Source organism: Rhodococcus sp. WY5 (assembly GCF_018588185.1).
In the GTDB taxonomy this organism is placed as follows: Bacteria; Actinomycetota; Actinomycetes; order Mycobacteriales; family Mycobacteriaceae; genus Rhodococcus_F; species Rhodococcus_F qingshengii.
The window spans coordinates 934079-959833 of record NZ_JAAMPR010000001.1; the positions used below are offsets into that span (position 1 = coordinate 934079).

Annotated in this window: 22 protein-coding genes; 12 read left to right on the forward strand and 10 right to left on the reverse strand. The window is 63.1% G+C overall.

Translation table 11 applies throughout. The features are described 5' to 3' along the window. Positions 1 to 9: 9 nt before the first annotated feature. From G4D79_RS04250 to G4D79_RS04265, 4 genes are all read right to left on the reverse strand, one after another. Positions 10 to 4356 (reverse strand): Ig-like domain-containing protein, encoded by a 4347-nt coding sequence (locus G4D79_RS04250; RefSeq protein WP_214514221.1) that lies wholly within the window; start codon positions 4354 to 4356, stop codon positions 10 to 12. Positions 4357 to 4608: 252 nt separating this feature from the next. Continuing rightward, positions 4609 to 7824: an Ig-like domain-containing protein gene (locus tag G4D79_RS04255; RefSeq protein WP_214514222.1), complete on the reverse strand. Its 3216-nt coding sequence runs from the start codon at positions 7822 to 7824 to the stop codon at positions 4609 to 4611. Between the two features lie 363 nt (positions 7825 to 8187). After that, positions 8188 to 9441 carry a serine--tRNA ligase gene (serS, locus tag G4D79_RS04260; RefSeq protein ID WP_007736032.1) on the reverse strand — a complete coding sequence of 418 codons (1254 nt, stop codon included), beginning with the start codon at positions 9439 to 9441 and terminating at the stop codon, positions 8188 to 8190. A 65-nt stretch (positions 9442 to 9506) separates the two neighbouring features. After that, the gene (locus G4D79_RS04265) at positions 9507 to 9902 is read right to left on the reverse strand and encodes an ankyrin repeat domain-containing protein (protein WP_003945404.1); all 396 of its coding nucleotides are present in this window, start codon (positions 9900 to 9902) and stop codon (positions 9507 to 9509) included. Between the two features lie 70 nt (positions 9903 to 9972). Here G4D79_RS04265 and G4D79_RS04270 point away from each other — a divergent pair, with 70 nt between their 5' ends. The 6 genes from G4D79_RS04270 to G4D79_RS04295 all read left to right on the forward strand — a co-directional run bounded on the left by G4D79_RS04270 (position 9973) and on the right by G4D79_RS04295 (position 16142). Further along, complete coding sequence (locus tag G4D79_RS04270) at positions 9973 to 11079, forward strand: septum formation family protein (RefSeq protein ID WP_003945397.1); 1107 nt, start codon at positions 9973 to 9975, stop codon at positions 11077 to 11079. 3 nt (positions 11080 to 11082) lie between these two features. After that, positions 11083 to 11433 carry a metallopeptidase family protein gene (locus G4D79_RS04275; protein WP_007736028.1) on the forward strand — a complete coding sequence of 117 codons (351 nt, stop codon included), beginning with the start codon at positions 11083 to 11085 and terminating at the stop codon, positions 11431 to 11433. Between the two features lie 134 nt (positions 11434 to 11567). Next, the gene (locus G4D79_RS04280) at positions 11568 to 11867 is read left to right on the forward strand and encodes a PE domain-containing protein (protein ID WP_063315263.1); all 300 of its coding nucleotides are present in this window, start codon (positions 11568 to 11570) and stop codon (positions 11865 to 11867) included. A 60-nt stretch (positions 11868 to 11927) separates the two neighbouring features. Beyond that, entirely contained in the window at positions 11928 to 13181 is a 1254-nt protein-coding gene (locus G4D79_RS04285) for a PPE domain-containing protein (RefSeq protein ID WP_099696827.1), read from the forward strand. Next, complete coding sequence (locus G4D79_RS04290; RefSeq protein ID WP_050657020.1) at positions 13181 to 13999, forward strand: ESX secretion-associated protein EspG; 819 nt, start codon at positions 13181 to 13183, stop codon at positions 13997 to 13999. Before G4D79_RS04285 ends, G4D79_RS04290 begins: the two co-directional genes overlap by 1 nt. A 40-nt stretch (positions 14000 to 14039) precedes the next feature. Further along, positions 14040 to 16142, forward strand: coding sequence for an acyltransferase family protein (locus tag G4D79_RS04295; RefSeq protein ID WP_099696828.1), 2103 nt, complete (start codon positions 14040 to 14042; stop codon positions 16140 to 16142). Between the two features lie 9 nt (positions 16143 to 16151). Here G4D79_RS04295 and G4D79_RS04300 read toward each other — a convergent pair whose 3' ends face one another. The 3 genes from G4D79_RS04300 to G4D79_RS04310 are packed head-to-tail and all read right to left on the reverse strand — an operon-like array spanning position 16152 to position 18401. Continuing rightward, the gene (locus G4D79_RS04300) at positions 16152 to 16820 is read right to left on the reverse strand and encodes a histidine phosphatase family protein (protein WP_007736019.1); all 669 of its coding nucleotides are present in this window, start codon (positions 16818 to 16820) and stop codon (positions 16152 to 16154) included. Next, on the reverse strand, positions 16817 to 17731 hold the full coding sequence (pheA, locus tag G4D79_RS04305; protein ID WP_042920580.1) for a prephenate dehydratase: 915 nt from the start codon (positions 17729 to 17731) through the stop codon (positions 16817 to 16819). Before pheA ends, G4D79_RS04300 begins: the two co-directional genes overlap by 4 nt. 31 nt (positions 17732 to 17762) lie before the next feature. Next, complete coding sequence (locus G4D79_RS04310) at positions 17763 to 18401, reverse strand: hypothetical protein (RefSeq protein ID WP_007736015.1); 639 nt, start codon at positions 18399 to 18401, stop codon at positions 17763 to 17765. Positions 18402 to 18540: 139 nt separating this feature from the next. Here G4D79_RS04310 and G4D79_RS04315 point away from each other — a divergent pair, with 139 nt between their 5' ends. The 5 genes from G4D79_RS04315 to G4D79_RS04335 all read left to right on the forward strand — a co-directional run bounded on the left by G4D79_RS04315 (position 18541) and on the right by G4D79_RS04335 (position 22701). Next, positions 18541 to 19320: a DUF2470 domain-containing protein gene (locus G4D79_RS04315; protein ID WP_007736014.1), complete on the forward strand. Its 780-nt coding sequence runs from the start codon at positions 18541 to 18543 to the stop codon at positions 19318 to 19320. A gap of 10 nt (positions 19321 to 19330) precedes the next feature. Next, positions 19331 to 20152: a CPBP family intramembrane glutamic endopeptidase gene (locus tag G4D79_RS04320; protein WP_099696829.1), complete on the forward strand. Its 822-nt coding sequence runs from the start codon at positions 19331 to 19333 to the stop codon at positions 20150 to 20152. A 160-nt stretch (positions 20153 to 20312) separates the two neighbouring features. After that, on the forward strand, positions 20313 to 21548 hold the full coding sequence (locus G4D79_RS04325) for an LCP family protein (RefSeq protein ID WP_007736010.1): 1236 nt from the start codon (positions 20313 to 20315) through the stop codon (positions 21546 to 21548). A gap of 99 nt (positions 21549 to 21647) precedes the next feature. Beyond that, the gene (locus G4D79_RS04330) at positions 21648 to 22118 is read left to right on the forward strand and encodes a hypothetical protein (protein ID WP_042453189.1); all 471 of its coding nucleotides are present in this window, start codon (positions 21648 to 21650) and stop codon (positions 22116 to 22118) included. A gap of 37 nt (positions 22119 to 22155) precedes the next feature. Next, a complete protein-coding gene (locus tag G4D79_RS04335) occupies positions 22156 to 22701 on the forward strand; it encodes a ferritin (protein WP_003944176.1) in 546 nt (181 codons plus the stop codon). Positions 22702 to 22712: 11 nt separating this feature from the next. On the opposite strand, the gene G4D79_RS04340 is transcribed toward G4D79_RS04335, so the two are convergent. Next, complete coding sequence (locus G4D79_RS04340) at positions 22713 to 23654, reverse strand: cytochrome c oxidase assembly protein (protein ID WP_099696830.1); 942 nt, start codon at positions 23652 to 23654, stop codon at positions 22713 to 22715. A 126-nt stretch (positions 23655 to 23780) separates the two neighbouring features. Between G4D79_RS04340 and G4D79_RS04345 the strand changes: the two genes are divergently transcribed. Further along, positions 23781 to 24425 (forward strand): thioredoxin domain-containing protein, encoded by a 645-nt coding sequence (locus G4D79_RS04345; RefSeq protein WP_064113813.1) that lies wholly within the window; start codon positions 23781 to 23783, stop codon positions 24423 to 24425. On the opposite strand, the gene G4D79_RS04350 is transcribed toward G4D79_RS04345, so the two are convergent. Both G4D79_RS04350 and G4D79_RS04355 read right to left on the reverse strand, forming a co-directional pair. Beyond that, the gene (locus G4D79_RS04350; protein ID WP_003944128.1) at positions 24426 to 25373 is read right to left on the reverse strand and encodes a M56 family metallopeptidase; all 948 of its coding nucleotides are present in this window, start codon (positions 25371 to 25373) and stop codon (positions 24426 to 24428) included. It abuts the gene before it with no gap. Then, positions 25370 to 25729 (reverse strand): BlaI/MecI/CopY family transcriptional regulator, encoded by a 360-nt coding sequence (locus G4D79_RS04355; RefSeq protein WP_063315268.1) that lies wholly within the window; start codon positions 25727 to 25729, stop codon positions 25370 to 25372. Before G4D79_RS04355 ends, G4D79_RS04350 begins: the two co-directional genes overlap by 4 nt. Positions 25730 to 25755 lie beyond the last annotated feature (26 nt).

Here is a 25755-nt window from a genome sequence, read left to right on the forward strand (position 1 = left end):
CTGCTTCGGTCAGGAACCGAAGGGAAGGAAATCGCTCGAGCCAGCGCTGCCTGAACCGAGGCTGCCCGTGCCACCACCGGTTGCAGCCTTGACCTGAATTGCGTGGGCCGCCGAGGTGGAGCCTGTGAATCCGGCTGCGCCACTGTAGATTGCCGAAATCGAATGCGTGCCAGTTGTGGTGAAGGTGTGGTTCAGCGCCGCGATCCCGTTGACCACTGCCACAGCGTCACCGATCGGAGTATCCCCATCCATGAACTGCACCGTTCCACCGTTCTGCACCGAACTGACAGTCGCCGACAGGGTCACCGACTTGTTCACCACGGCATCACCAGGCACCGTCACCACAGTCTCCGTGGTGACATCCGAAGGCGCAGGGTCCGTTACATTCACCGTCCGCGCCTGGGCCGAGGATCCGACTACACCGGCTCCTCCCGAATAGACCGCAGTGATGCTGTGCGCACCCGCAGAGGTAAACGAATGCGTCAGGCCGGCAGCGCCGGCCGTAACCGCTTCAGGACCGCCGATCGCGACGCCACCGTCGTAGAACTGCACGGTTCCGACGCCGACAGCATCATCCGACGACGTTCGGACGGTTGCCCACAAGTCGGTCGCCACACCAGTTTTGGCGTCGGTCGGGATATTCAGTTCGACGACGGATTCCTGGTCGGCAACACTGACCTGAACTGACTTCGCACTCGCAACCGAGTTCTTGAATCCGGCACCAGCGGTGAAATCCGCGGTAATGCTCTGCGCGCCAGCGGCATCGAAGGAATGTGAGAGGGTCGCGGTACCACCGGACACTGTGACCGGGGAACCGATCGCCGCACCGTTCGACTTGAACTGCACCGAACCCACAGCGTTGTTCGGAGCAACCGTCGCCGTCAGATCAACCGCAGTACCCGTAACCGCCGTCGCCGGAACCGAGAGTGACGTCGTCGTCACCACATCCACCGGAGCCGGATCCGACACCGTCACCGCCTGAGCCGACGCCGAGGAACTCACGAAGCCTGCACCGGCAGTGAAGTCAGCCGTAACACTTTGTGCACCAGCAGTATCGAATGCATGGCTCAATGTCGCAACACCGCCAGTCACCGTCACCGGGGAACCGATCGCCGCACCGTTCGACTTGAACTGCACCGAACCCACAGCGTTGTTCGGAGCAACCGTCGCCGTCAGATCAACCGCAGTACCCGTAACCGCCGTCGCCGGAACCGAGAGTGACGTCGTCGTCACCACATCCACCGGAGCCGGATCCGACACCGTCACCGCCTGAGCCGACGCCGAGGAACTCACGAAGCCTGCACCGGCAGTGAAGTCAGCCGTAACACTTTGTGCACCAGCAGTATCGAATGCATGCGACAGCATCGCGACACCTGACGCAACTGCAACCGGTGAACCGATCGCAGTGCCGTTCGACTTGAACTGCACCGTACCGACAGCGTTGTTCGGAGCAACCGTCGCCGTCAGATCAACCGCAGTACCCGTAACCGCCGTCGCGGGAACCGAGAGTGACGTCGTGGTCACCACATCCACCGGAGCCGGATCCGACACCGTCACCGCCTGAGCCGACGCCGAGGAACTCACGAAGCCTGCACCGGCAGTGAAGTCAGCCGTAACACTTTGTGCACCAGCAGTATCGAATGCATGGCTCAATGTCGCAACACCGCCAGTCACCGTCACCGGGGAACCGATCGCCGCACCGTTCGACTTGAACTGCACCGAACCCACAGCGTTGTTCGGAGCAACCGTCGCCGTCAGATCAACCGCAGTACCCGTAACCGCCGTCGCCGGAACCGAGAGTGACGTCGTCGTCACCACATCCACCGGAGCCGGATCCGACACCGTCACCGTCTGAGCCGACGCCGAGGAACTCACGAAGCCTGCACCGGCAGTGAAGTCAGCCGTAACACTTTGTGCACCAGCAGTATCGAATGCATGCGACAGCATCGCGACACCTGACGCAACTGCAACCGGTGAACCGATCGCAGTGCCGTTCGACTTGAACTGCACCGTACCGACAGCGTTGTTCGGAGCAACCGTCGCGGTCAGATCTACGGCCGTACCCGTGACGGCAGTCGCCGGAATCGACAGCGACGTCGTCGTCACCACATCCACCGGAGCCGGATCCGACACCGTCACCGTCTGAGCCGACGCCGACGAACTCACAAACCCTGCACCGGCAGTGAAGTCAGCCGTAACACTTTGTGCACCAGCAGTATCGAATGCATGCGACAGCATCGCGACACCTGACGCAACTGCAACCGGTGAACCGATCGCAGTGCCGTTCGACTTGAACTGCACCGTACCGACAGCGTTGTTCGGAGCAACCGTCGCGGTCAGATCTACGGCCGTACCCGTGACGGCAGTCGCCGGAATCGACAGCGACGTCGTCGTCACCACATCCACCGGAGCCGGATCCGACACCGTCACCGTCTGAGCCGACGCCGACGAACTCACAAACCCTGCACCGGCAGTGAAGTCAGCCGTAACACTTTGTGCACCAGCAGTATCGAATGCATGCGACAGCATCGCGACACCTGACGCAACTGCAACCGGTGAACCGATCGCAGTGCCGTTCGACTTGAACTGCACCGTACCGACAGCGTTGTTCGGAGCAACCGTCGCGGTCAGATCTACGGCCGTACCCGTGACGGCCGTCGCCGGAACCGAGAGCGACGTCGTCGTCACCACATCCACCGGAGCCGGATCAGACACCGTCACCGTCTGAGCCGACGCCGACGAACTCACAAACCCTGCACCGGCAGTGAAGTCAGCCGTAACACTTTGTGCACCAGCAGTATCGAATGCATGCGACAGCGTCGCAACACCTGACGCAACTGCAACCGGTGAACCGATCGCAGTGCCGTTCGACTTGAACTGCACCGTACCGACAGCATTGTTCGGAGCCACCGTCGCCGTCAGATCAACAGCAGTACCCGCAACCGCCGTAGCCGGAACTTGAAGCGTTGTAGTCGTACTCAGCGCTGAGCTCGAGATCTCGATGGTCTGAGCTTGCGCGGTCGAACCACCAAAACCTGCAGTACCTGAGTAGACCGCAGTGATCGAGTGCGATCCCGTCGTGGTGAACGTGTGATCCAGGGTCGCCGCTCCGCCAGTCACCGCGATGGGTCCGCCGATGTCGATGCCACCGTCCTCGAACTGGACCGTTCCGCCGTTAGCTGCCGGTGAGATGTTTGCGGTCAGCGCGACCGAGGTCTGCTCGACGGCACTACTCGGGACTGTCAACGACGCAGTCGTCTGTACATCGGCAGCGGCCACGCTCACTGTGCGTGCTGGTGACGTGGATGTCAGAAACTCGAGAACACCGTCGTATACAGCGGTGATGGAGTGATCGCCTGCCGCGGTGAATGTATGTGGCAGTGTGGCAACGCCATTGACGACGGCCACCGGGGCGCCGATGTCAGTTCCGCCATCCTTGAACTGAACGGTGCCGCCTGTCGGTGCCGGGGAGACCTGCGCAACCAAATCGGTCGACTGACCGACCGTTGCAGCCGCGCCGGATGTCACTGTGGTCGAGGTCGCCGCCTGCGAGACGACGTTGACGGTGGCCAATGCCTGACCACCCGCATTCAACCCACCACCACTCGAATCGCGCGGAGAGCAGTTGTAGCGCTCCCAGTACCCCGGCCAAAGGGTCTCGTACTGCAAGAACGTGAACGCATTCTTCGGCGAATTGAACGCACCCGAATCACCATCTGTGGCACGCAACTTCGGCTGCACCGTACTACCCGCGGCACCGGCAACCACCGTCACGTCGATCGCGGGCAACCGGAAGGTCTTCCCTGCCCCTACCTCGATTCCACCGTCACTGTTCTTGCTCGTGCTCGGGCCGTTACCGCCCTTGTTGTTCGAGTCAGCAGTCTGATTGTTCCCCGAAATACGCAGATGCGTACCCGCGCCATCCGGCGAACCGCCGTCGTTGATCCGAATCACCGACGGAGTCACACCGGACAAATTCGACGAAGTACCTGCCACGACCTGAGCATCCACCAACGACACCCCTGCAGGTATATCGAAGTCGTACTTGAGCCGCGTCCACTTACCGACACTGCGGCCTGCATGCCCACCCGTCGGCACCGACATCACGTTCGGCTGAACCCGATAGGTGAACGTCGACCCCGCCACCACCTTCTCCGGTGCAGACACCGTCACACCCGTCGAATGAAACACATCCGCGATATCAACAGCCAGATGTTCATAACCATCGCAACCCAGCTTGAACCCGATCGAGTTCTCCACCGCGGAAGATGACGTCGGAGCTGCCGAAGCAACGCCACCTGCCACCAGCACGCCACCGACCAACGCCGCCACCACGACCGCGGAACTTCTTCTCACCAACACGAACTCTCCTCAGCTAGCAACAGACGTGGATCGGGAACCGCACGGAAGGAGGTCACTCGAACAGAGCGGAAATCGGAATGGAGCTGGACGCTCGTACAGTACCCGTCAAAAGTAGTACTTGTATCAGTTATTTCAGACAAATATTCACGAATTGCCAATAGTTCAGCTAACGACCAATCCGCGATTCCCGAAGAGCAATGCCCCCTTGCACCTATGGGCGCAAGGGGGCATCACATCATCGGAGAATCATGAACCGAACGGCAGCGACAGCGAACCGAGCGAACCGGAGCCACCACCCCCGTTACCGACGTTCACAACCGATGCAGTCGACGTGGAACCCGTGACGCCCTGGGCTCCGCTGTAGACCGCGGTGATCGAATGGTTGCCGGTCGTGGTGAAGGTGTGGCTCAGCACGGCCTGCCCACCGACAACATCAACGGCAGTTCCGATCGGAGTCGTTCCGTCGAAGAACTGGACGGTTCCCGACGTCGCGCCGGAAGAACTGACCACAGCCTTCAGCTGCACCGCCGTGCCGACCTTTGCCGAGGACGGAGCCGTCAACGACGTAGAGCTTTCGACATCCGACGGGGTCGGAACCGTGACATTGACGTCGACAGACTCCGCAGTGGACGACGTGAACACACCGGATCCACTGAATACAGCCGAGACTGCAAAGGTGCCTTCTGCTCCGAAGACGTGCGGGAGCTTGGCAACTCCGTCAACAACCGCGACCGGGCCGCCCAGATCGACTCCACCGATCTTGAACTGGACCGTTCCGCCGGAAGGCACCAGGGCGTCCGAGGGATCTTCGGACACTGTCGCGAAGAGATCAACAGGCAGTCCGACCTTGGCTTCACCCTGAACACTCAGCACCGTCTTTGTCGCCTTGTCGACCGGAGCCGGATCCGACACCGTCACCGTCTGAGCAGGCGCCGACGAACTCACGAAGCCAGCACCAGCGGTGAAGTCAGCCGTAACGCTTTGAGCGCCAGCAGCATCGAACGCGTGCGACAGAGTCGCAACACCGGACGTGACTGTCACCGGTGCACCGATTGCCGTGCCGTTCGACTTGAACTGCACCGTACCGACAGCATTCGAGGGAGCCACGGTAGCGGTCAGATCAACCGCCGTACCCGTGATCGCCGTCGCCGGAACCGAGAGCGACGTCGTCGTCACCACATCCACCGGAGCCGGATCAGAAACGGTCACCGTCTGAGCAGGCGCCGACGAACTCACGAAGCCAGCACCCGCGGTGAAGTCAGCCGTAACGCTTTGAGCGCCAGCAGCATCGAACGCGTGCGACAGAGTCGCAACACCGCCACTCACCGTGACCGGGGAACCGATTGCAGTGCCGTTCGACTTGAACTGCACCGTACCGACAGCAGTATTCGGAGCAACCGTCGCCGTCAGATCAACCGCCGTACCCGTGATTGCCGTCGCCGGAACCGAGAGCGACGTCGTCGTCTCCACATCCACGGGAGCCGGATCAGAAACGGTCACCGTCTGAGCAGGCGCCGACGAACTCACAAAGCCAGCACCAGCAGTGAAGTCAGCCGTAACACTCTGTGCACCAGCAGCATCGAACGCGTGCGACAGAGTCGCAACACCGCCACTCACCGTGACCGGGGAACCGATTGCAGTGCCGTTCGACTTGAACTGCACCGTACCGACAGCAGTATTCGGAGCAACCGTCGCCGTCAGATCAACCGCCGTACCTGTGACGGCAGTCGCCGGAACCGAGAGTGACGTCGTCGTCTCCACATCCACGGGAGCCGGATCAGAAACGGTCACCGTCTGAGCAGGCGCCGACGAACTCACAAAGCCAGCACCAGCAGTGAAGTCAGCCGTAACACTCTGTGCACCAGCAGCATCGAACGCGTGCGACAGAGTCGCAACACCGCCACTCACCGTGACCGGGGAACCGATTGCAGTGCCGTTCGACTTGAACTGCACCGTACCGACAGCAGTATTCGGAGCAACCGTCGCCGTCAGATCAACCGCCGTACCTGTGACGGCAGTCGCCGGAACCGAGAGTGACGTCGTCGTCTCCACATCCACGGGAGCCGGATCAGAAACGGTCACCGTCTGAGCAGGCGCCGACGAACTCACAAAGCCAGCACCAGCAGTGAAGTCAGCCGTAACACTCTGCGCACCAGCAACATCGAACGCGTGCGACAGAGTCGCAACACCGCCACTCACCGTCACCGGCGAACCGATCGCAGCGCCATTCGACTTGAACTGCACCGTACCGACAGCATTGTTCGGAGCAACCGTCGCCGTCAGATCAACCGCCGTACCTGTGACGGCAGTCGCCGGAACCGAGAGTGACGTCGTCGTCTCGACATCCACCGGAGCCGGATCAGAAACGGTCACCGTCTGAGCAGGCGCCGACGAACTCACAAACCCTGCACCAGCAGTGAAGTCAGCCGTAACACTCTGCGCACCAGCAACATCGAACGCGTGCGACAGAGTCGCAACACCACCAGTCACCGTCACCGGCGAACCGATCGCAGCGCCATTCGACTTGAACTGCACCGTACCGACAGCATTGTTCGGAGCAACCGTCGCCGTCAGATCAACCGCCGTACCTGTGATGGCAGTAGCCGGAACCGAGAGTGACGTCGTGGTCTCGACATCCACCGGAGCCGAAGCAATGCTGATCGTCGCGAGTGGACCTGCACCAGCGTTGAGAGGCGTGGTGTCCTTGTTCTCGCGAGGCGAGCACCGGGTCGGAGCCCACTGTGTACCAAGGAAACTCGCCTTTGCGAGCTGAGTGCTGAAGTTTTCGCTGGCACCGAGGTTGCCGGCCGCACCCGCGGTCCTCACCTTCGGCTGGATCACTCCCGTCGCACCAGCGACCATTGTTACGTCGACTGCGGGAAGTCGGAACCACGTGTCTCCGTTGCCGTTTGTCGAGCCATCGAGGTTCTTCTTGGACTTCGGTACTCGAATTCCACCCTCCGAGTTCGTGCTCGTCGTCGGACTGTTGCCGATCACCTGGTTGTTTCCTGACAACCGCAGGATCCCGCCGCTGCCGTCGACATTGCCAGAATCGTTGACTCTGAGAACATTCGGTGCGACATTGTCGAGTCCGATGGAGGTACCTGCGACGACGGTAGCGGAAACGTACGTCGCATTGCTCGGGATGGCATAGTCGATTTTCAGACGTGACAAGTTCGTAGTAGTCGCTCCGGAGTCCTTGTCCGGATATGACGTTCCGCTCGGCTGAATTCGGTAGGTGAAAGTCTCGCCGGGCTGGACAGAAGCCGGGGCGTCGACCGTGATGAGGTTGTCGGTGACCTTGTGGACGTCTCCGATAATCGATCCGGCAACGCACGCTGTTTTGAAACCGGTGGTCGAGATAGCAGCTGACGCGGGCGTGCCGACCAGCAGCATTCCGGCGACCATGGCGGTTCCGGTTATGGGCACGGCGAATCGCCGCAACTGAGAGATTTGGGGCATGGGCACTTCCTTCGGAAGGGCAAACATGAGCAGTGGATTCGGACAAAACGTGTGCGCGCCGTCACAACATAACGAAAAAACTAGTACGTGTACTACTTTTGGCAAGACACTTGTCCAATTCACCCCGGACTCACCCTCGTATCACCAGACGCGGGATGGAAAAGCAGGGTATGGAAACTCGATTGAACGCAAAACTATCGACAAAGCGGCCCATCGACAACGCTTTTGGTGGTCACCGCGCCAATCGGCGGGAAAAAGTTGATATTTCGTCAGTTCAGAAAAAGTTCCAAACCTACCAGTACGAAAGTACGAAAAGGGCCGCGACGGAGTCCGTCGCGGCCCTGATTGTGTTGGTTCAGCGTGTCAGCGAAGCACATCCGTGCCGACAAACGGCACCAATGCCTCGGGCACTCGCACCGAACCGTCGGCCTGCTGATGGTTCTCGAGAATCGACACGATCCAGCGCGTCGTAGCCAAGGTGCCGTTGAGAGTGGCGGCCGTCTGCGGCTTGCCGTTCTCGTCGCGGTACCGAACTCCGAGGCGGCGGGCCTGGAACGTCGTGCAGTTGGACGTCGATGTCAGCTCGCGGTAAGTGCCCTGCGTCGGGACCCATGCCTCGCAGTCGAACTTACGCGCAGCCGAAGAACCGAGGTCTCCGCCGGCGACGTCGATCACGCGGTACGGAACGTCGATGGCTGCCAACATGTCTCGCTCCCACCCTAGGAGACGCTGGTGTTCGGCGTCGGCGTCCTCGGGACGGCAGTACGTGAACATCTCGACCTTGTCGAACTGATGGACACGGATGATGCCGCGGGTGTCCTTGCCGTAGCTTCCGGCCTCGCGGCGGAAGCACGAGGACCAACCGGCGTAGCGCTTCGGGCCTTCGTTCAGTTCGAGGATCTCGCCCGAGTGGTAGCCGGCCATGGGTACCTCGGAAGTTCCGACGAGGTACAGGTCGTCATCCTGCAAGTGGTAGATCTCGTCCGAGTGAGCACCGAGGAAGCCGGTACCGGCCATGATTTCCGGGCGTACGAGCACCGGCGGAATCATCATCGTGAATCCGTTGGCGATCGCCTTCTGCGCAGCCAACTGCAGCAGTCCGAGCTGGAGCATGGCCCCGTAGCCGGTCATGAAGTAGAAGCGCGAACCCGAAACCTTGGCGCCGCGTTCCATGTCGATCAGGCCGAGCGACTCGCCCAGCTCGAGGTGATCCTTCGGCTCGAAGTCGAACTTCGGAATCTCACCGACGTGTTCGAGAACGATGTAGTCGTCCTCGCCGCCCGCCGGCGCACCTTCTTGTACGACGTTGGAAATCGCGCGGTGCGCGGCGTCGAGCGCGGCCTGCGCCTCGTGCTGCGCGGCCTCGGCTTCCTTGACCTTTGCCGCCAGTTCCTTGGAACCTTCGAGCAGTGCGGGACGCTCCTCCGGAGATGCCTGTCCGACCTTCTTGCCGAAGGCCTTCTGCTCTGCACGGAGGTTGTCTCCGGTCAGAACGGCAGCGCGTCGGGACGCGTCGGCTTCGAGCAGAGCGTCGACCAGTCCTGGATCTTCTCCACGGGTGCGCTGCGACTCGCGGACGATTTCGGGGTTCTCACGGAGAAACTTGAGGTCAATCACGACTTCGAACTTTACCCACTCACTGCAGCTCTCCGACGGTCACGTCCACGTCGGAGAGGGAGAGATCACGATTCGAGCAGACTCAGGTAGTCCTCGCGTCCGAACATCCGAGCCGCGTCGACCGCCGTCGGGTGTCCACCTTTCGGGTCGGCTCCCCCGCTCACCAGCGCTTTCACCACCGCATCCTCGCCCTTGAAGACCGCCCCGGCAAGGGGCGTCTGGTTCTTGTCGTTGGGTCGGTTGACGTCGGCACCGCGCTCGATCAGGGCAACGACGGCGTCAGCGTGACCGTGGTACGCCGCCAACATGACGAGCGTGTCGCCACTCTCGTTGGTCAGATTGACGGGAACTCCGGCATCGACGTACGACGCCAGCCCGGCTGCGTCACCGGTTCGCGCCATGTCGAAGAGCCGGCCCGCCAGCTCGACAGCCTCGGGATCGAGTGGGGTGTTTTCGCTCATGACTACAAAATACTCACAGACGCGATTGTGAGTTTTGTAGTGAAGGTTCGATATCGCCACGGCAACAGGCATGATGGAATCGATGTCCGAAGACAAGATCGAGAAGTCGCCAGATCCGGCCGATCCCCAGGGGACGCCGGCGAAGAAAACTGTCTCCGCGAGTCGCACCCGTCGGGTCCTGGCTGCTGTGGCGGTAGGTGCGGTGGTCGCCGCGATCGCAACGATCGCGATTTCCGGTGGATTGAACAAGGACGACTCGTCCTCGGTCAGTGTCAGTGGTGGCGGTCCCGCAGCGACGGGATCGACTCGCGACGACGCCTTCACCGCGGCTGCGGCCGGCGACTGCCTCAACTGGACGCCTGCGACCGAGTCGGGCGGAGACCGCACGGACATGTCGAAGGTTCAGTGCGGAACTGAACACCGCTTCGAGGTAGCCGGACCACTCGACCTCTCGGTGTTCCCCGGCGCCGAGTTCGGCCCCGGTTCCCGGTACCCGGGCGCCCTTCGGTTCGCCGAACTCCGCGACGAGCACTGCACACCCATCGTCATGTCCTACCTCGATTCGAAATTCGATCCCAAAGGCAAGTTCAGCGTCGGCTTGATGTTCCCGAGTGAATCGGGTTGGGCTTCGGGTGAACGCGCACTGCGTTGCGGGTTGCAGTTCTCGACCACAACCGGCGAGCTACAACCGTTCGTAGGCCGCGTGGCGGACCAGGACCAGTCGAACGTGTGGGACGTCGGCACGTGCATCGGCATCAACCAGAACCTCCCGACCGATCCGGTCGATTGCGCGAAACCGCATGCATACGAGGTTATTTCGGTGATAGACCTCGGCACTCAATTCCCGGGCGCAATGCCGTCGGTCGAAGATCAGGACCGCTATCTCGAGGGCGTCTGCACTCAGGCGTCCAACGAGTACCTTGGTTCCGCAGACGCGCTTCGCGACAAGACGCTGACACTGTTCTGGGACAACATTTCACTGGAAAGCTGGTTGGCCGGCAGCCGCCGAGTCAATTGTTCGATCGGCAAAGAGGTCGAAACCGGCGGGTTTGCCGCGATCACCGGAAGCGCCAAGGGCGACATCCTGATCAACGGCGCCGCTCCGGTCCCGCCACCCGCTGCACCGGAAGGTCGGTCGTTGCCGACGCCGTTGCCCGGCGCAGCTCCGCCGTCGTAAGCCATGACGGTAACTATGACGCCCGACCGGTTCGAGGAACTGGTCGGCGAGGCGCTCGATCTGATTCCGCCCGAACTTGCCAAGGCAATCGACAATGTCGTGGTGCTTGTCGAAGCACGTGACGAAGAAGAACCGGGGCTGCTCGGTTTGTATCAGGGCGTCGCTCTGACCGAGCGGGATTCTCATTACGGTGGGTACCTGCCGGACACGGTCACTATTTTCCGCGATTCGATACTCGACATCTGCGCATCCGAGGACGAGGTTGTTCACGAGGTTGCCGTGACCGTCATCCACGAGATCGCGCACTACTTCGGCATCGAAGAAGACAGATTGCACGAACTCGGCTGGGGCTGAGGGCAAAGTCGTCCGATTTCGGGGGGAACCAAAAGCGGGCGGTATGCATCAAAGTATGTGCGGGGGGATATCGACGGCTGTGCGCACGGCCTCCCGACCACTTATCCGCCCTGGTCAGGAAGGAGTTCGACACTATGCACGTCGACCCTCAAGCCCTAGTTGCCGCCGCACTGGAACTCGAGTCTGCGGCGACGCGATTGCGCGGAATCGTCTCTACTGCGCAGCCGACGCTACGCGTTCTCCCAGCCGGATCCGAGGAAGTGTCCGGTAGCGCGGCAAATTACTTCAACACCATCTCGGGCAGCCTTGCCTCGTCCACCGATCGGGCAATCGAGGAGCTCACCGCGGCTGCGGCAGCTCTGCGCAAGAATGCAGCTGCCTACGAGCTCGAAGACCAGCTCACCAAGTCCAGCCTGGCAGCCGCACCGATCTGATCGACAGAAATCGAACTCGGTAACTCGGCAACACAGTCACACTTCCTGGGGGGAAGAACAATGGTCGGCATCACCGGCGTCATCTGGTATCCACGGGGCGCAGCACCCAACTCCGCAGCACTGGTCGCCGGAGCCGGGCCGGTCCCTCTCGGCGTGGCGGCCGGAGCCTGGTCCACCGTGTCGTCCGGACTGACCGACACCGCTGCGTCCATCTCTCGCGTGATAGCGGATCTTCGCACCGGGTGGTCCGGTGAAGCAGCGGATGCCGCATTGAGCAAGTTCGCACCGTTTCAGGAATGGGCTGCTGCTGCCGCGTTGCTCGCGGGAGAAACCGCAGGTAAAGCCCAAGTACAGTCCGGTTCCTACACCTTCGCCACCCTGGCCATGCCGTCGCTGGCGGAGATCGCGGCAGTTCAAGCGGCAAAGGTCGCCGCGTACTCCATCGGCGGTGCCCTGGTCGGCGGTGCCGCCGCCGCCGAGGCTGCCGAAGAAGCTCTCAAAATTCGAGCGGCGGTGACAATGGAAACGTACGACGCCGCAACGGCCCATCTGGCCGTGCAGCAGAACTTCGACTCACCACCGTCCATCGCGGAACCCACAGCTGGGGCATCCGCTTCGGCCGAAAGCCCAGGCAGCGCCGCACGACAGTCCGTCGTGCAAGCGGCATCCACGCTCGCTGACGCAATCGCGGATCCCGTGCGCGCCGCCACCGCTGCTGTCGCATCCGTAGTTTCCAACCCGGTATTTGCCGCCGCTGCCTCACAGGCCGGTGCCATCTCCGGTGGAGTTGCCACCGCAGCCAGCGCCACCACCACCGCAGTCACAGGCGCCACCACTGCCGCATCAGCTCTCGCGACGGCAGGAGCAGGACTCACCGGACTGGGCGGCGCGGGACTCGGCGGCGCAAGACTCGGCGCTTCCACACCATCACTGTTCGGCACCCCGTCGGCAAGCCGGGCACCGGCACAGGTCAGCGCAGCTTCCGCGACTACAGGAGCCGGAGCAATCGCGGGCCCGTCGTCGAGCAGCAGCACCGGTCGGCACGCTCTTCCTGATCCCTCCACCGGCCAGAGCGCCACACGCCAGAACCCCGTGACCTCGCCGGTTCAGGGCACCGCGGATACCGTCAAGGTGGATCCGGCCCGAACCGCAGGCGGATCTGCGCCGATCGCCGGCGGCCGTCATGCGGCCCAATCTGAAGACGAGACCGAGCACGACACACCCGATTACCTGAAGCACTTCGAGCACTTCGCCGACGGCCGAACAGTCATCCCGTCCGTGATCGGTGGCGCACTCGAAACTGCAGAGCATTGATGGTGGATCTCGGCACCTCACCTGAGGGGTGGAATTTACCTGTCGTCGCCCTGTCACAGGACGAAATCGACTATGTACGTGAGCGACTCGGACTCGATGGGCTTCCCGTGGTTCTCGGTGGCGCGACGGTTCACGGCAGTGCGAGCGCTCACCGTACGGCGATGCAGTCCGCGGCAGATTCACTCTCCGAGCGCGATCTCCTCCCCGGCGGGGAGATCCATCACGACCTCAGTGCCCGCCTGCGCGTCCTGACCCACCCCAAGTGGGAGTTGGCGCTGCGTCGGCATGTCGGCGGAAGCATTTCACGCCTCTGCGTCGCGCAGGGCGAATTCCTTTGTGTCGAAGCAACTTCAACCGATTCTTCGTTCGCATTACGCAGTGTCACAACCGAACCAGCTGCACCCGTTGTCACCGCGCTCGGCAGCGCCGAAGCAATGCCGATTGCCGTGATCAACGCACCGACCGAGATGCTCAGCCTGGCATTCGGCGCCGGCCCGGATGCAGGCAGCGTAACCTCGGCCTTGATCAACGCCGGAATACCCGAAGACGACGCGCGCCAACTGGGTAGCGCAATCGTCTCATGCACCGCCTTCGCCGAATTGGTTGGAATACCACACAGTTTGGGAGCGACGACGCTCATGACCGGCGCAGTGACTGTGTACGACACCTTGGCCGGCCGGCTCGTGGGTTCGACTACTCGGGCTGCCGACGGCACCGAGTGGACGTCCATCAGTTCCGGAACACCCCATCGCCTCCGACAAGCCGTGAACGCTCTGGTAACGGAACTCGAGGAATCGGCGCCGGAGACTTCCGGGTAACCTCGGGGCGTCCCTTCAACGCCCGGAGCCTTACTTCAGCATGCAGTTCTCGCGTCAACCGTCGTCACCGGGCGAACAAAGCTCGGTCGCCACGATCGACCGGCCGAACGAAGAACGGGCAACAACACCGCACCGACAAGACCTGAACGGACTGCGTGGCCTCGCCATCGGTTTGGTGGTCGTATTCCACGTCTGGTTCGGACGGGTATCGGGCGGGGTGGACGTCTTCCTGGTTCTGTCCGGATACTTCTTCGTCGGCTCACTGGTTCGACGCGCCGAAGCCGGGGGTTCACTCAACCCGGTCCCGGCACTGCGGCGGGTGTTTCTGCGGCTGTTCCCCCTGATCGCGGTGGTCAGCATTTTGACCGCACTGGGGACCGCGTTGCTGCTGCCACGCACACGCTGGGCCGATCTGGGCGATCAACTGATCGCGGTGCTCGGGTTCTTCCAGAACTGGCAGCTCGCCAGCACCGCAAGCGACTACCTGGCCGCCGACGGCTCGGTCACTCCCCTGCAGCACCTGTGGTCGATGGCCGTACAAGGTCAGTTCTATCTCCTGGCCATCGCACTGGTCTCCGTGATCGCTTATGTCGCTTCACGCGTGAATCCCAACTATTTCCGCCCGTCACTCGCGGTCACCCTTCTGGTTCTGACCGCAGGATCTTTTCTCTACGCACTCGCCAAATCTTCACGTCACCAAGCCTGGGCGTACTACGACTCCGGTGCCAGGTTGTGGGAATTGGCACTCGGTGGTCTGCTGGCCGTTCTGATGACCAGCACACGCAGTCGGCAGATCGCATCCCTGCCGTTCTCGGTCAGAGCGACGATCGGCTGGGCGGGTCTTTCGTCGATCCTGTTGTGCGGCATAGTGCTCGACGGCGCCCAGCAGTTCCCCGGCCCGTGGGCGCTGGTGCCGGTGCTGGCCACTCTTGCGCTGATCCTGTCCGGAGTCGGCGACGACACGCCTTGGACGTCGAAGACGCTCGCCCATCCGGCACTGACGTGGCTCGGCTCGTTCGCATTCGCGCTGTACCTGATTCACTGGCCGATTCTGGTGTTTGCACTCGTCATCACCGGACGCCCCGAAGCCGGCCTGCTCGGCGGGGCACTGATCATCGCCCTCTCCGTCGCGGGGGCGCTTGCACTCCGGCGCCTGATCGAGGTTCCGGTGGAACGTGGAGGCCGCTCGCGCCGGTACACCGTCCTGGCATGCGTCGTCACCGCTGCCGTGGTCCTCGCCGCTTCGGTCGCCTGGCAGTCGTACGCGAGCAGCCAGACGACGGGCCAGCGGGCAGTCGACACCCTCGACCTCCCGACCCATCCCGGCGCACTCGCGCTCACCGACGGTGCCGAAGTACCCAAGGCGTCGATGGTTCCCTCGATCTTCGATGCGCCACTGGACCTTCCGGCCAGTACGCTCGACGGCTGTATCGCCGATTTTCTCGAGCGGGACGTCGTCCACTGCACCTACGGCGACGCCGACGCAGACAGAACCATCGCGCTCGCGGGTGGTTCGCACTCCGAGCACTGGCTCACTGCGCTCGACGAACTCGGCAAGAGTCACGGGTTCCGCGTCGACACGTATCTGAAGATGGGCTGCCCGCTCACCGTCGACTCCATGCAGACGTTGTCGGACAACGACTATCCGGATTGCGTCGACTGGTCGCGTGGAGTGCTGACCGAGTTGGCCGACGCCTCACCCGATTTCGTGTTCACGACGGCAACCAGGCCGAGTTCCGACGGCCCTGGCGACGTGACGCCCGAGTCTTACGTACACGTGTGGGAGGAACTGGGGCGCGACGGTATCGACGTGCTCGCCATCCGCGATACCCCGTGGTTGCACCACGACGGCGTCGCCTACCGCGCGATCGACTGTCTGGCGACAACCACGTCACCCGATCACTGCGCGATGCCACGGTCCGAAATGCTCAGCGACGTCAATCCGGCGCCGTCGGCGATCGGCGATCTGACCAACGTCCGTCTACTCGACCTTAGCGACGGCGTCTGCGGACCGGAGTTGTGCCGCGTCGTGGAGGGAAATGTATTGGTGTATCACGATTCCCACCACCTGACAGCCAGCTACGTGAGCACTCTGTCCGCTGAACTCGGGCGCCAACTGAGCGTCCAGACCGGTTGGTGGTGAAGCCGGCCGTCAGCCCATCACGTCGTCGGCACCGGGGATGAGTCGATGCTCGAACGGCGGGTTGACGGTTCCCCAGCGCAGGCACTCCCAACCGCCGTCGACCGAAGGCAACAGTTCGACGGTCTCGGTGTTGGCCAAGTGGTTGTTGGCTGCGAACAGACCGGGGACACCGGCAAGCTGGGCTGCGACAAGACGGATCGCTGCACCATGACTGACCACGACGATGTCGCCGCCGTCTCGTGAGCCTTCGAGAAATTCTTCGCGCAACGAATTGACGACGGGGACGTATCGCTCCAGGACGTCGTATCCCGTTTCACCACCGGGGATGCGAGCGCCGAGGTTGCCGGTGTGCCAGTGATGGAACGTCTCCATGAACAGTCGGTGCGCGGCCTCGTCGGTACGATCTTCGAGGTCACCGGCCTGCACCTCGTGCAATCCGTCCCGCACGTCCAGAGAGACACCGGCGGCCTGCTCCACGAAACCTGCTGTCTGCCGGGCACGCAAAGCCAACGACGATACGAGTGCCAGCGGCGGCGCCGAAGCCAGGCCGATGCCCAAAGTCTCGGCCTGCGCCAACCCTTCCGGCGTGAGCTTTGCTCCGGGTAGTGCGGTGTCGAGACGTTTGGCGACATTCGCCTCCGTCTGACCGTGCCGAACGAGGATGAGCCTTCCGGTCATCGTTCTCCCCCTCCACGCTTGAGTTCGTCGATCCACCGAATCGCTTCTTCGTCCGAAGGAGGTTGTGGCCCGGTCGAATTCGCTGTCGCCCACGACCCCAGGAAGCGGACTCCGGATTTACGATGCAGGGCACGCATCGCCTCGGCCACCAGCGAGTCCTCGACGTGTCCGACGCAGTCCACGAAGAACCGGTACGTGCCCAATTCCGTTCGCATCGGCCGTGATTCGATCCGAGTCAGGTCGATACCGCGAGCGGCGAATTCGGAGAGTGCACGCACCAGGGAGCCGGGAGCGTTGTCGAGGTGAAGCACCAGCGCGGTGCGATCGGCACCGGTCCGCGCCGGAACCGGGGCCGGCTTGGTGACCAACACGAAACGTGTGCGGGCGCCGCCTACATCGGCGACGTTGTCCGCCAGGCTGTCGAGTCCGAGCATCTGACCCGCCAAAGCCGTGGACACACCGGCGTCGACGGTTCCGGCCTGCACATCCAGGGCCGCACCGGCATTGGACGAGGCCAACACCACCTCGGCCTGGGGCAGGTTCTCGGCAATCCAACCGCGGACCTGCGCGCCCGCATGCGGGTACGCGCCGATCGTTCGGACCTGATCGGCGGTGGTCCCGGCCCGAACCAGGATGGAGAAACTCACGTCCAGATCGGTTTCGGCGACGATCTGCAGCGGCGAACCGAGAGCGAGTGAATCGAGCGTCGGAGCTACGCCGCCTTCCACCGAGTTCTCGAAGGGAACCACGGCTCCGTCCACGGAACCGTCGCGAACCATGTCGAGAGTCGCCGGCGGACTGCCGGCCGGTACTCGCTCGACGGTTTCGCCGAACGCGCCCTCAGCCTCCAACTGGGCGAGAGCTATCTCCGTGAAGGTTCCCGACGGACCGAAATACGCGATTCTTGGCACGCCTAAAAGATTACGCACCGACCCACGCCGGTCACTGCAAACCCGCGGCACGCAAAGCCGTTTCCACTGCAGGCAGATCCGCGACCTCGATCGTGAGCAGCACCTCACGCATGGCCGACGCGGCTTCGGGGATCAGCGCGGCAAGTTTTTCCGGCTTCGGATCGACCATCGCGGCGCGCACGTCGTCGCCGCGCAGTGCAGCGACGGTGCCACACAGCAGGGCGATCACCTCGTCGCCGTCGGCCGCGCGGGCTACGAAACCGACGGACTCGTGCGCGAGTACCGCCAGGAAATCAGCCACTTCGGTGGGCGTAAGACCGGCGGCGAGTCCGGGGATCCGGCCACCTTCGCACAGACGCAGCGCCGCTTCGGCGGGTGTCAGATCCTCTTCGCCGCCGTCGACATACACAGCGAGTGGAGCGGGCAGGCGCAGCGCGATCGCGTCGTCGATCTGGTCGGTGGTGACGTCGACGTCGAAACGGACGGCCTCGTACGACGCTTCCGTGTCCGCACGCAGTTCTTCCGGATCGATATCGAGACGGACGACAACCCGGCCTGCTGCTTCGCCACCGATCAGAACCGACGCCGGAACAACCGGGAGAAAGAGTGCTTCGAGGAGTCCGCGCGAGTTTCTCGGGGCGGGCAGCCCGAGTGAGAGAGGAATAGCCACAGACAAACCGTAACCCCGGCGCAGGCGGCGGATTCCACGCGAGTTGCGCAAAAGTCTTGCGATTCACACCGAAGCGCCTTAGGTTAGGGTTACCTCATCATCCGATGGAGTTCGAGAGAACACCCGCCAAGGGGGCAGCATGGCAACGAAGACCAGCACCGGCCCGTCCACCGCCGAACGCGTCCGCAGCGCCTGTGTGCGCGCACAAGACGCAGTTCTCGCCATCGAAGGCAGCGATCCCACCGCCACGTCGGTGCATCACCTGCGTTCGAACGGTGACGTCGTCGTTGCAGTCCCACATGCCTCCGCAGCTGCGGCCCTGGCCTGGAACTCCGGCGGCGGCGGCCTGCCTGCCGTCCTCGAGATCACCGATCACGCACCACTGCGGCTGCGTGAGCCCGTGCGCTCCCTCGTGTGGCTTCGCGGCTCGTTACACGCCGTGCCCGACTACGAGGCACGCGTTCTCGCCGACGACGTCGCATCCGAACATCCCCACCCGGGGCTCCTCGACATCGGCCACACCTCGGTCCTCCTTCGCTTGAGCCTGGCCTCGGCTGTAGTCGCTGATTCAACGGGGGCAGAACCCGTCGCCGTGGACGAACTGCTGAACGCCAGCCCCGATCCGTTCTGGGAAATGGAGACCGCATGGCTGCAGCATCTCGACGAAGACCACCGCGACCTCGTGGACCTGCTCGTACGCAAGCTTCCCCCGTACATGCGCACCGGACGCGTTCGCCCACTCGGCATCGACCGCTACGGACTTCGCCTGCGGGTCGAGGATCACACCGGTGACCGCGACGTGTGGATGCCGTTCGCCAACCCCGTCGACGACGCTCCCGCGCTGAGCCGCGCCATCCGCATGCTGGTCGGGTGCCCTTTCCTCAACGGCCTCCGATCGGGCGGCGCATCAAACGGCTAGCGTTGCGCGGGTGAATGCCCGCGAAACCGTCCGCACCTGGTTACAGCCGCCGACTCCCGTCCCGGCCGGCCCGGCCCTCGATCCGGCCGCCAGACGCGGAGTCTGGATCGAGATCACGATCGTCCTGCTGGTCACCTTCGGACTCAGCGGATTGTCCGGGATCCTCTCGCTCGCCGAATCCTTGGCGACGCCGGTTGCGCTCTCGGATCAGACGGTTGCACTCAACCCGTCGCGGGCCGCCATCGACTGGATCGACCTGGCGCGCCAATTGCTGGGCGTCGCAAAGCTTCTCGCGTGGGCAGCGCTGGGACTCTATCTACTGTGGCGTTCGGGGATCGGTCCACGTGCTGCGGGACTGACCCCCAAGCCTCGATTCGGGCGCGACATAGCACCGGGATTCGGCCTCGCCGCTGTGATCGGTCTCCCCGGTCTGCTGTTCTATCTCGTGGCTCAGGCACTGAGCATCAACCTCACCGTCCAGGCCAGTGCGCTCGACGATCACTGGTGGCGGGTGCCGATCCTCGTACTGTCCGCGATCGCGAACTCCGGTGCCGAAGAGGTGCTGGTCGTCGCCTACCTGATCACTCGCCTCCGAACGCTGGGTTGGAGCGAGAACAAATCACTGCTCGCGTCGTCACTCCTGCGCGGCAGTTACCACCTCTATCAGGGATTCGGTGGCGGCGTCGGAAACGTGATCATGGGGCTCGTGTTCGGCCGGTACTGGCAGCGCACCGGGAAACTCTGGCCGCTGGTCATCGCCCACGCTCTCATCGACATGGTGGCGTTCATCGGTTACGCCCTCCTGCGCGATCACGTCTCCTGGCTGCCGTGACCGGTACCGTGAACTGGTGACCGGCGACTCCGAATATCCTCAGCGCCCTCCGCGGCGCCAGCCGCCAGGGCCACCTCCGCGTGGACCGATGCCTCCGAGGCAGAACCCTCCACGCCAGAATCCACCCCGTCAGGGCCCACCCCCGCAGCGGCGTCCACCGATGCCGCCGGAAGGGCCGACGGTCATTCGCCGCGACGGACGCCCGCAGCAGCAGAATCCGGCCAATCAGGCCTGGTCACAGGTCCCACCACAAGCGCCGCAGCAGCCCAGGCGTGAGGACTGGGCGCCGACCCAGCGCCCGCAACCGTTTCAGGACGACCCGCGCAGGCAGGGGCCGCCGCGTCAGGATCCGCAGCGCCAGGCGAAGTACGCGCCCGCACCGCCGCGCCGAACCCCGCCGAACGCCCCGCCGCGCCCTCCAGAACCTCCGAAGCAGCGACGCCCCCGCAAGCGTCGTAGCTGGGGTAAACGTATCGGCATCACGTTGTTGGTCTTGCTGCTCGCGCTGGCCGGCGCGATCTACTACGTCGACAGTTCGCTCAATCGAATCGACGCGCTGCCCGACTACGCGGGACGCGTCGCCGATACTCCGGGCACGAACTGGCTGATCGTCGGCTCCGACAGTCGTGAGGGGCTCACCCCCGAGCAGGAGCAAGCCCTTGCGACGGGCGGTGACACCGGCCCCAAGCGCACTGACACGGTCATCTTGGTCCACGTCCCCAAAAGTGGGAAGACGACCATGGTCAGCATCCCTCGCGATTCGTACGTTCCGATTCCCGGCTACGGGTCGGACAAGATCAACGCCGCCTTCGCCTTCGGTGGCGCTCCATTGCTGGTGCAGACCGTCGAAGAGGCAACGGGGCTTCGCATCGACCACTACGCCGAGATCGGATTCAGCGGGTTCGCCGGCATCGTCGACGCCGTCGGTGGCGTCAACGTGTGCCTGGCACAGCCGATCGACGATCCGCTGGCCGGGATCAACCTCCCCGCCGGATGCCAGGACTTGAAGGGTTCGGACGCACTCGGGTTCGTGCGAACTCGCGCGACGGCGCTCGCCGACCTCGACCGCATGAACAACCAGCGCCAGTTCATGTCGGCGTTGCTGTCGAAGGCGACGAGTCCGACCACGTTCCTCAATCCGTTCCGGTTGTGGCCACTCGTCTCCGATACCGCCAAATCTCTACAGGTCGACGAAGGCGATCACATCTGGAATCTGGCCTCACTCGCCTGGGCGCTTCGCGGCGGGATGACCACCACGACGGTTCCGGTCGCCGGTTTCGAGGACGTGGACGGTTCGGGCAACGTGTTGTTGTGGGACAAGGCGCGCGCTTCGCAGTTCTTCGACGCCCTGGCCAACGATCAGCAGATTCCACAGGATCTGATCACCACGGGGTAATCGCCCTGAGTTCCGGTAGTACCGCGGGAGGACAAGCCCGGCGAACAAATCGCTTTCCGGCAGGACGCGGAATCGGCGGCCGAAAAATACCGTGAAGGTATGAACACAACACACCGCCGATTCCGCACTCTCGCCGTCGTTGCCGCCGCCGTCGGAGCTGCTGCACTCGTGACGTCCTGCTCCGGAACCTTCGAGAAGTTCGACGACTCCAAGGCGTACAAGAAAACCGAAACCTTCTCTTTTGCACAAGCATCCAACGGAATCGACACACTGCCGAGTTGGGTTCCCGCCGGCGCAACGGGTATCGACGAGGTCATCCGCACCACCGGCAACGAACGCATCCTGCGAATGACTGCGAACATCGCGGAGATAGATCACAACAGCTGCATCGCACGACCCACCGTCGAAACTCGTCCCGCATCGTTGTCCGCACAGTGGTGGCCGACGGGGGTCGAGAAGGGCAGTTCTTTTCAGTGCGGCGATTGGTACGTCGGCGAAAAGGACTCGTTCGTCTACGGGTACCGACCGGAAACTGTGGGCTTCGTCATCGATCAGCTCGACAAGAAGTAGCTCCCTCTCAGCGGCGACGACCCAGTAACCTGTTGGGATGACACAGGCGAAGAACTCGAGCGAATTCACCACTCTGCTGCGTCAGCAGATCCGTAACGAGTTCACTGCATCGCAGCAGTACATCGCGGTAGCGGTGTACTTCGATGCACACGATCTTCCGCAGATGGCCGCGCGCTTCTACAGCCAGGCCACCGAGGAACGCGGTCACGCGATGATGATGATCCAGTACCTGCTCGACAACGACCTCGACGTGGACGTTCCGGGCATCGACGACGTCGTGACGAAGTTCGACAGTGTCCGGGCTCCGGTCGAGTTGGCACTCGAGCAGGAGAAGACGGTCACGGAGCAGATCACGCAGCTGGCACGCACCGCGCGCGATACCGGCGACTACCTGGGCGAGCAGTTCATGCAGTGGTTCCTCAAGGAACAGGTCGAGGAAGTGGCAAGCATGACAACACTTCTCACCATCGTCGACCGCGCCGGCGACAACCTGTTCCACCTCGAAACGTTTGTCGCACGCGAGATGAACACCCCGGCCGCTGCCGACGCAATGGCGCCGACGCCCGCCGGCGGCGGCGTCTGAGGGCCACCGGCCTACCGAGTCTCAGGCCGCTCGGCGGCGTTCAGTGATCTGAGGAAATTGTTGTACGCCTCAAGATCACTGTCGCCGTCGATCTCGGCGCGGCGGTCCAGGTCGGCATTCATCCGTTTGTCGTCGCGGTTCCAGCGCATCGCGAAGATCACGACCACCACCAGCGCGACGGGCTCTCCGTACGACCACGCGAGGGCGCCCGCCAGCTGCTGATCCTGCATCACGTCCACGCCCCACTCGGGAGGCGGATCCACGAACGTGGTCAGCAGCGGCTTTGTCGCCATCATGAGTACGACGCCGATGAACACGTGCAGCGGCATCTCCACGAACAGGTCGAAACACCGGCCGAGGTAGCTCTGTCGCACCGGCAGTGGGCCGGTGGCGAGCACCGGCATGATGAATAGCAGACCGCTGGCGAGAAAGAAGATCTCGAGAAAGACGTGTCCAGCCGGTAACGCCGAGACGGTGTCGAAGATCGGCGACAGGTAGATCCCGTAGTAGCTGAACAGAAATACCGGGATCGTGAACCCGGGGTGCAGCATCCACCGCCCCGGCGGGCTGCGCAATGCCGAGAGGGCAAGCGCGAGAATGCCTTTTCCTATTCCTCGGTGCGGCGTCGAACGTAGTAGCAGCAGTCCCGGCGAGCCCAGTACCCAGAGCGGCGGGATCGCCATCGAGAGCGTCAGGTGTTGGAACATCCAGACGCTGAAGAGTTCGTAGCCGTAGCTCTCGACCTTCAGTCCGGTCACCGCGATCAGCAGCAGGCACCCACCGAGGAAACATGCTGTCCGATGCCACGGCCAAGGTCGCCCACTCGCGCGAACTCGCTGAGCGCCAGTCCAATACCAGAGTGCAAGAACAACTCCCAGGGCAGGAAGAAGCGGGAGGGATGAGGTATCCCACTCCAGCACCTGCCCGATCGACGGCGGCGGCGTGTCATTCACGAACGCTTCACCGGCGGGTCCTCCTTCGTCTCCATGCGGGTACCGTCGACTCTACACCTAACTACTATGTTGGATAGTATTTAGGAATTCGACGGAAGGTACAGGTGCACAGCAGTGTCCAGAAGCATGAAGATATCCGCCGCCCTGATCGCGGTGTTCGCGGTAGCACTGATCACGTTCATCACCGTCGATCCGATTCGGGCAGACAACGAGAACGCCGATCGGGCAGCACAATCCACCGCCGTCCTCACCGACGACGCGTACCGATTGACCTCGGCCGCCGACGGCAAGGTGAACCTGGTCGAGTTCCTCGACTTCGAATGCGAAGCCTGTTTCGCGCTGTACCCGACGATGGAGCGGATCAGAGCGGAGTACGAGGGTCGAATCACGTTCGGCATCAGATACTTTCCGATTCCGAGTCACACCAACAGCACTCTCGCGGCGCAGGTCGTCGAATCCGCATCTCGCCAGGGCAAATTCGTCGAGATGTACAAGCAAATGTACGAGACGCAGTCGCAATGGGGTGAATCCGCCGAATCACAGGAGGCGCTGTTCCGTTCCTACGCACAAGATCTCGGACTTGACATGGCCCGATTCGAATCCGACCTCGGCAGCCGCGGCGTCCGCGAGCGGGTCGAGCGCGACTTCGAAGAAGGCCGACGCCTCGGCGTCCAAGGTACTCCGACGCTGTTCCTCAACGACGTGAAGCTGGACCAGATGCCGAGCTACGAGCAGTTGAAAGCCCAGATCGATTCGGCCTTGGGAGAATGATCAGGTCAGAACAGCGCAGATCCCCGCGGAGACGGCCACCGTCACGGCTGCGGCAACGGCCGTCGTGACAGCGGCCGGCGCACAGGCCGCCACCGCGCAGGTCAGTCGCCGAGGCGACGCCACGTCGCCGTCGACCAGGGAACTCAATCGCACCGCGGTCGCGCTGCCGCGATCGCTCAAGCTCCAGTCCGGCTGAGGAAGCGGCGATTTCGACACCACGGCAAGGGCGGAACGCACCGCAGCCGGGCTGGTGACGCGAGCGGCGTGTCTGTCCGCCGACAGTTCGACGATCGCGCCGACGGCAGCGGGTGCCGCCGCGAACAACGGCACTCGCGGAAGAACAGCGGCCAAGACTTCGCACGCACCGACAATTCGGTGATGACCGCCGCTCAGGTGTGCACGCTCGTGCGCGAGGACAGCATCACGCTCGCCTCCACTGAGAGCGGATGACAAGCCTTGCGTCGCAACAACAAATCCAGGCTTTCCGGCGACGCTGTACGCCATAGGCAGCGGATGATCCAACCACAACACGTCGGACTCCGAGTTGTCGCGGCGCGCGACGATCGAGAGAACATCACGATGGAAATCTCGGACCCTCGCGTGCTCACGTGCCTGCTTGCGGCCGGCCAGCACGATCCGAACGGCGATCACACCCACCACAGCAACGGCTGTGCCGGTGATCAGTTCACCCACCCATGAACTCGTGCCGTGCGCGAAGGCGCTGAAACACCGAGCGATACCGTCGACCAGCCCCTCGACCGGCGCGTGGCTCGGCCACACCAGAACCAAGACCGCGGAGAGAGCGAGATACAGAGCCGACGCCATGCTGCCGAGCCACGCCGCGAGCAGCACCGCCGGTGACAACGCCGAGGAAACGGCTCGCAACACTCTCGGAACCAGGAATCCCACGAGCATCGCACCGAGAAACATCGGCAACGCCAATGTCATTGCACACCTTCCCCGGAAAGACCCCGGCGCAGGGCCTCGTTCTCGGCATCTGTCATGGTCTTGGCGAAGTGCAACAGCACGGCAGCGGAATCGGAACTGCTGTCCAACAATTCGCGCAGCGCTCTGGATGTGGCCTCTTCACGGCTGCGACTCGGCCGATAGAAGTAGGCGCGACTCTTCTTCTCACGACTCACCCAGCCCTTGTCGAAGAGATGCGTCACGACGGTCAGGATCGTGGTGTACGCAAGTTGTCGACGCTCACCCAGGATCTCGACCAGATCCTTGACCGAGAGCGCGTCGTCGGACTGCCAGAGCACATCCATGACCTCGGCTTCGAGTCCGCCCAGCCCCTGCATTGCTCCTCCATCGCGTCGTGACAGAA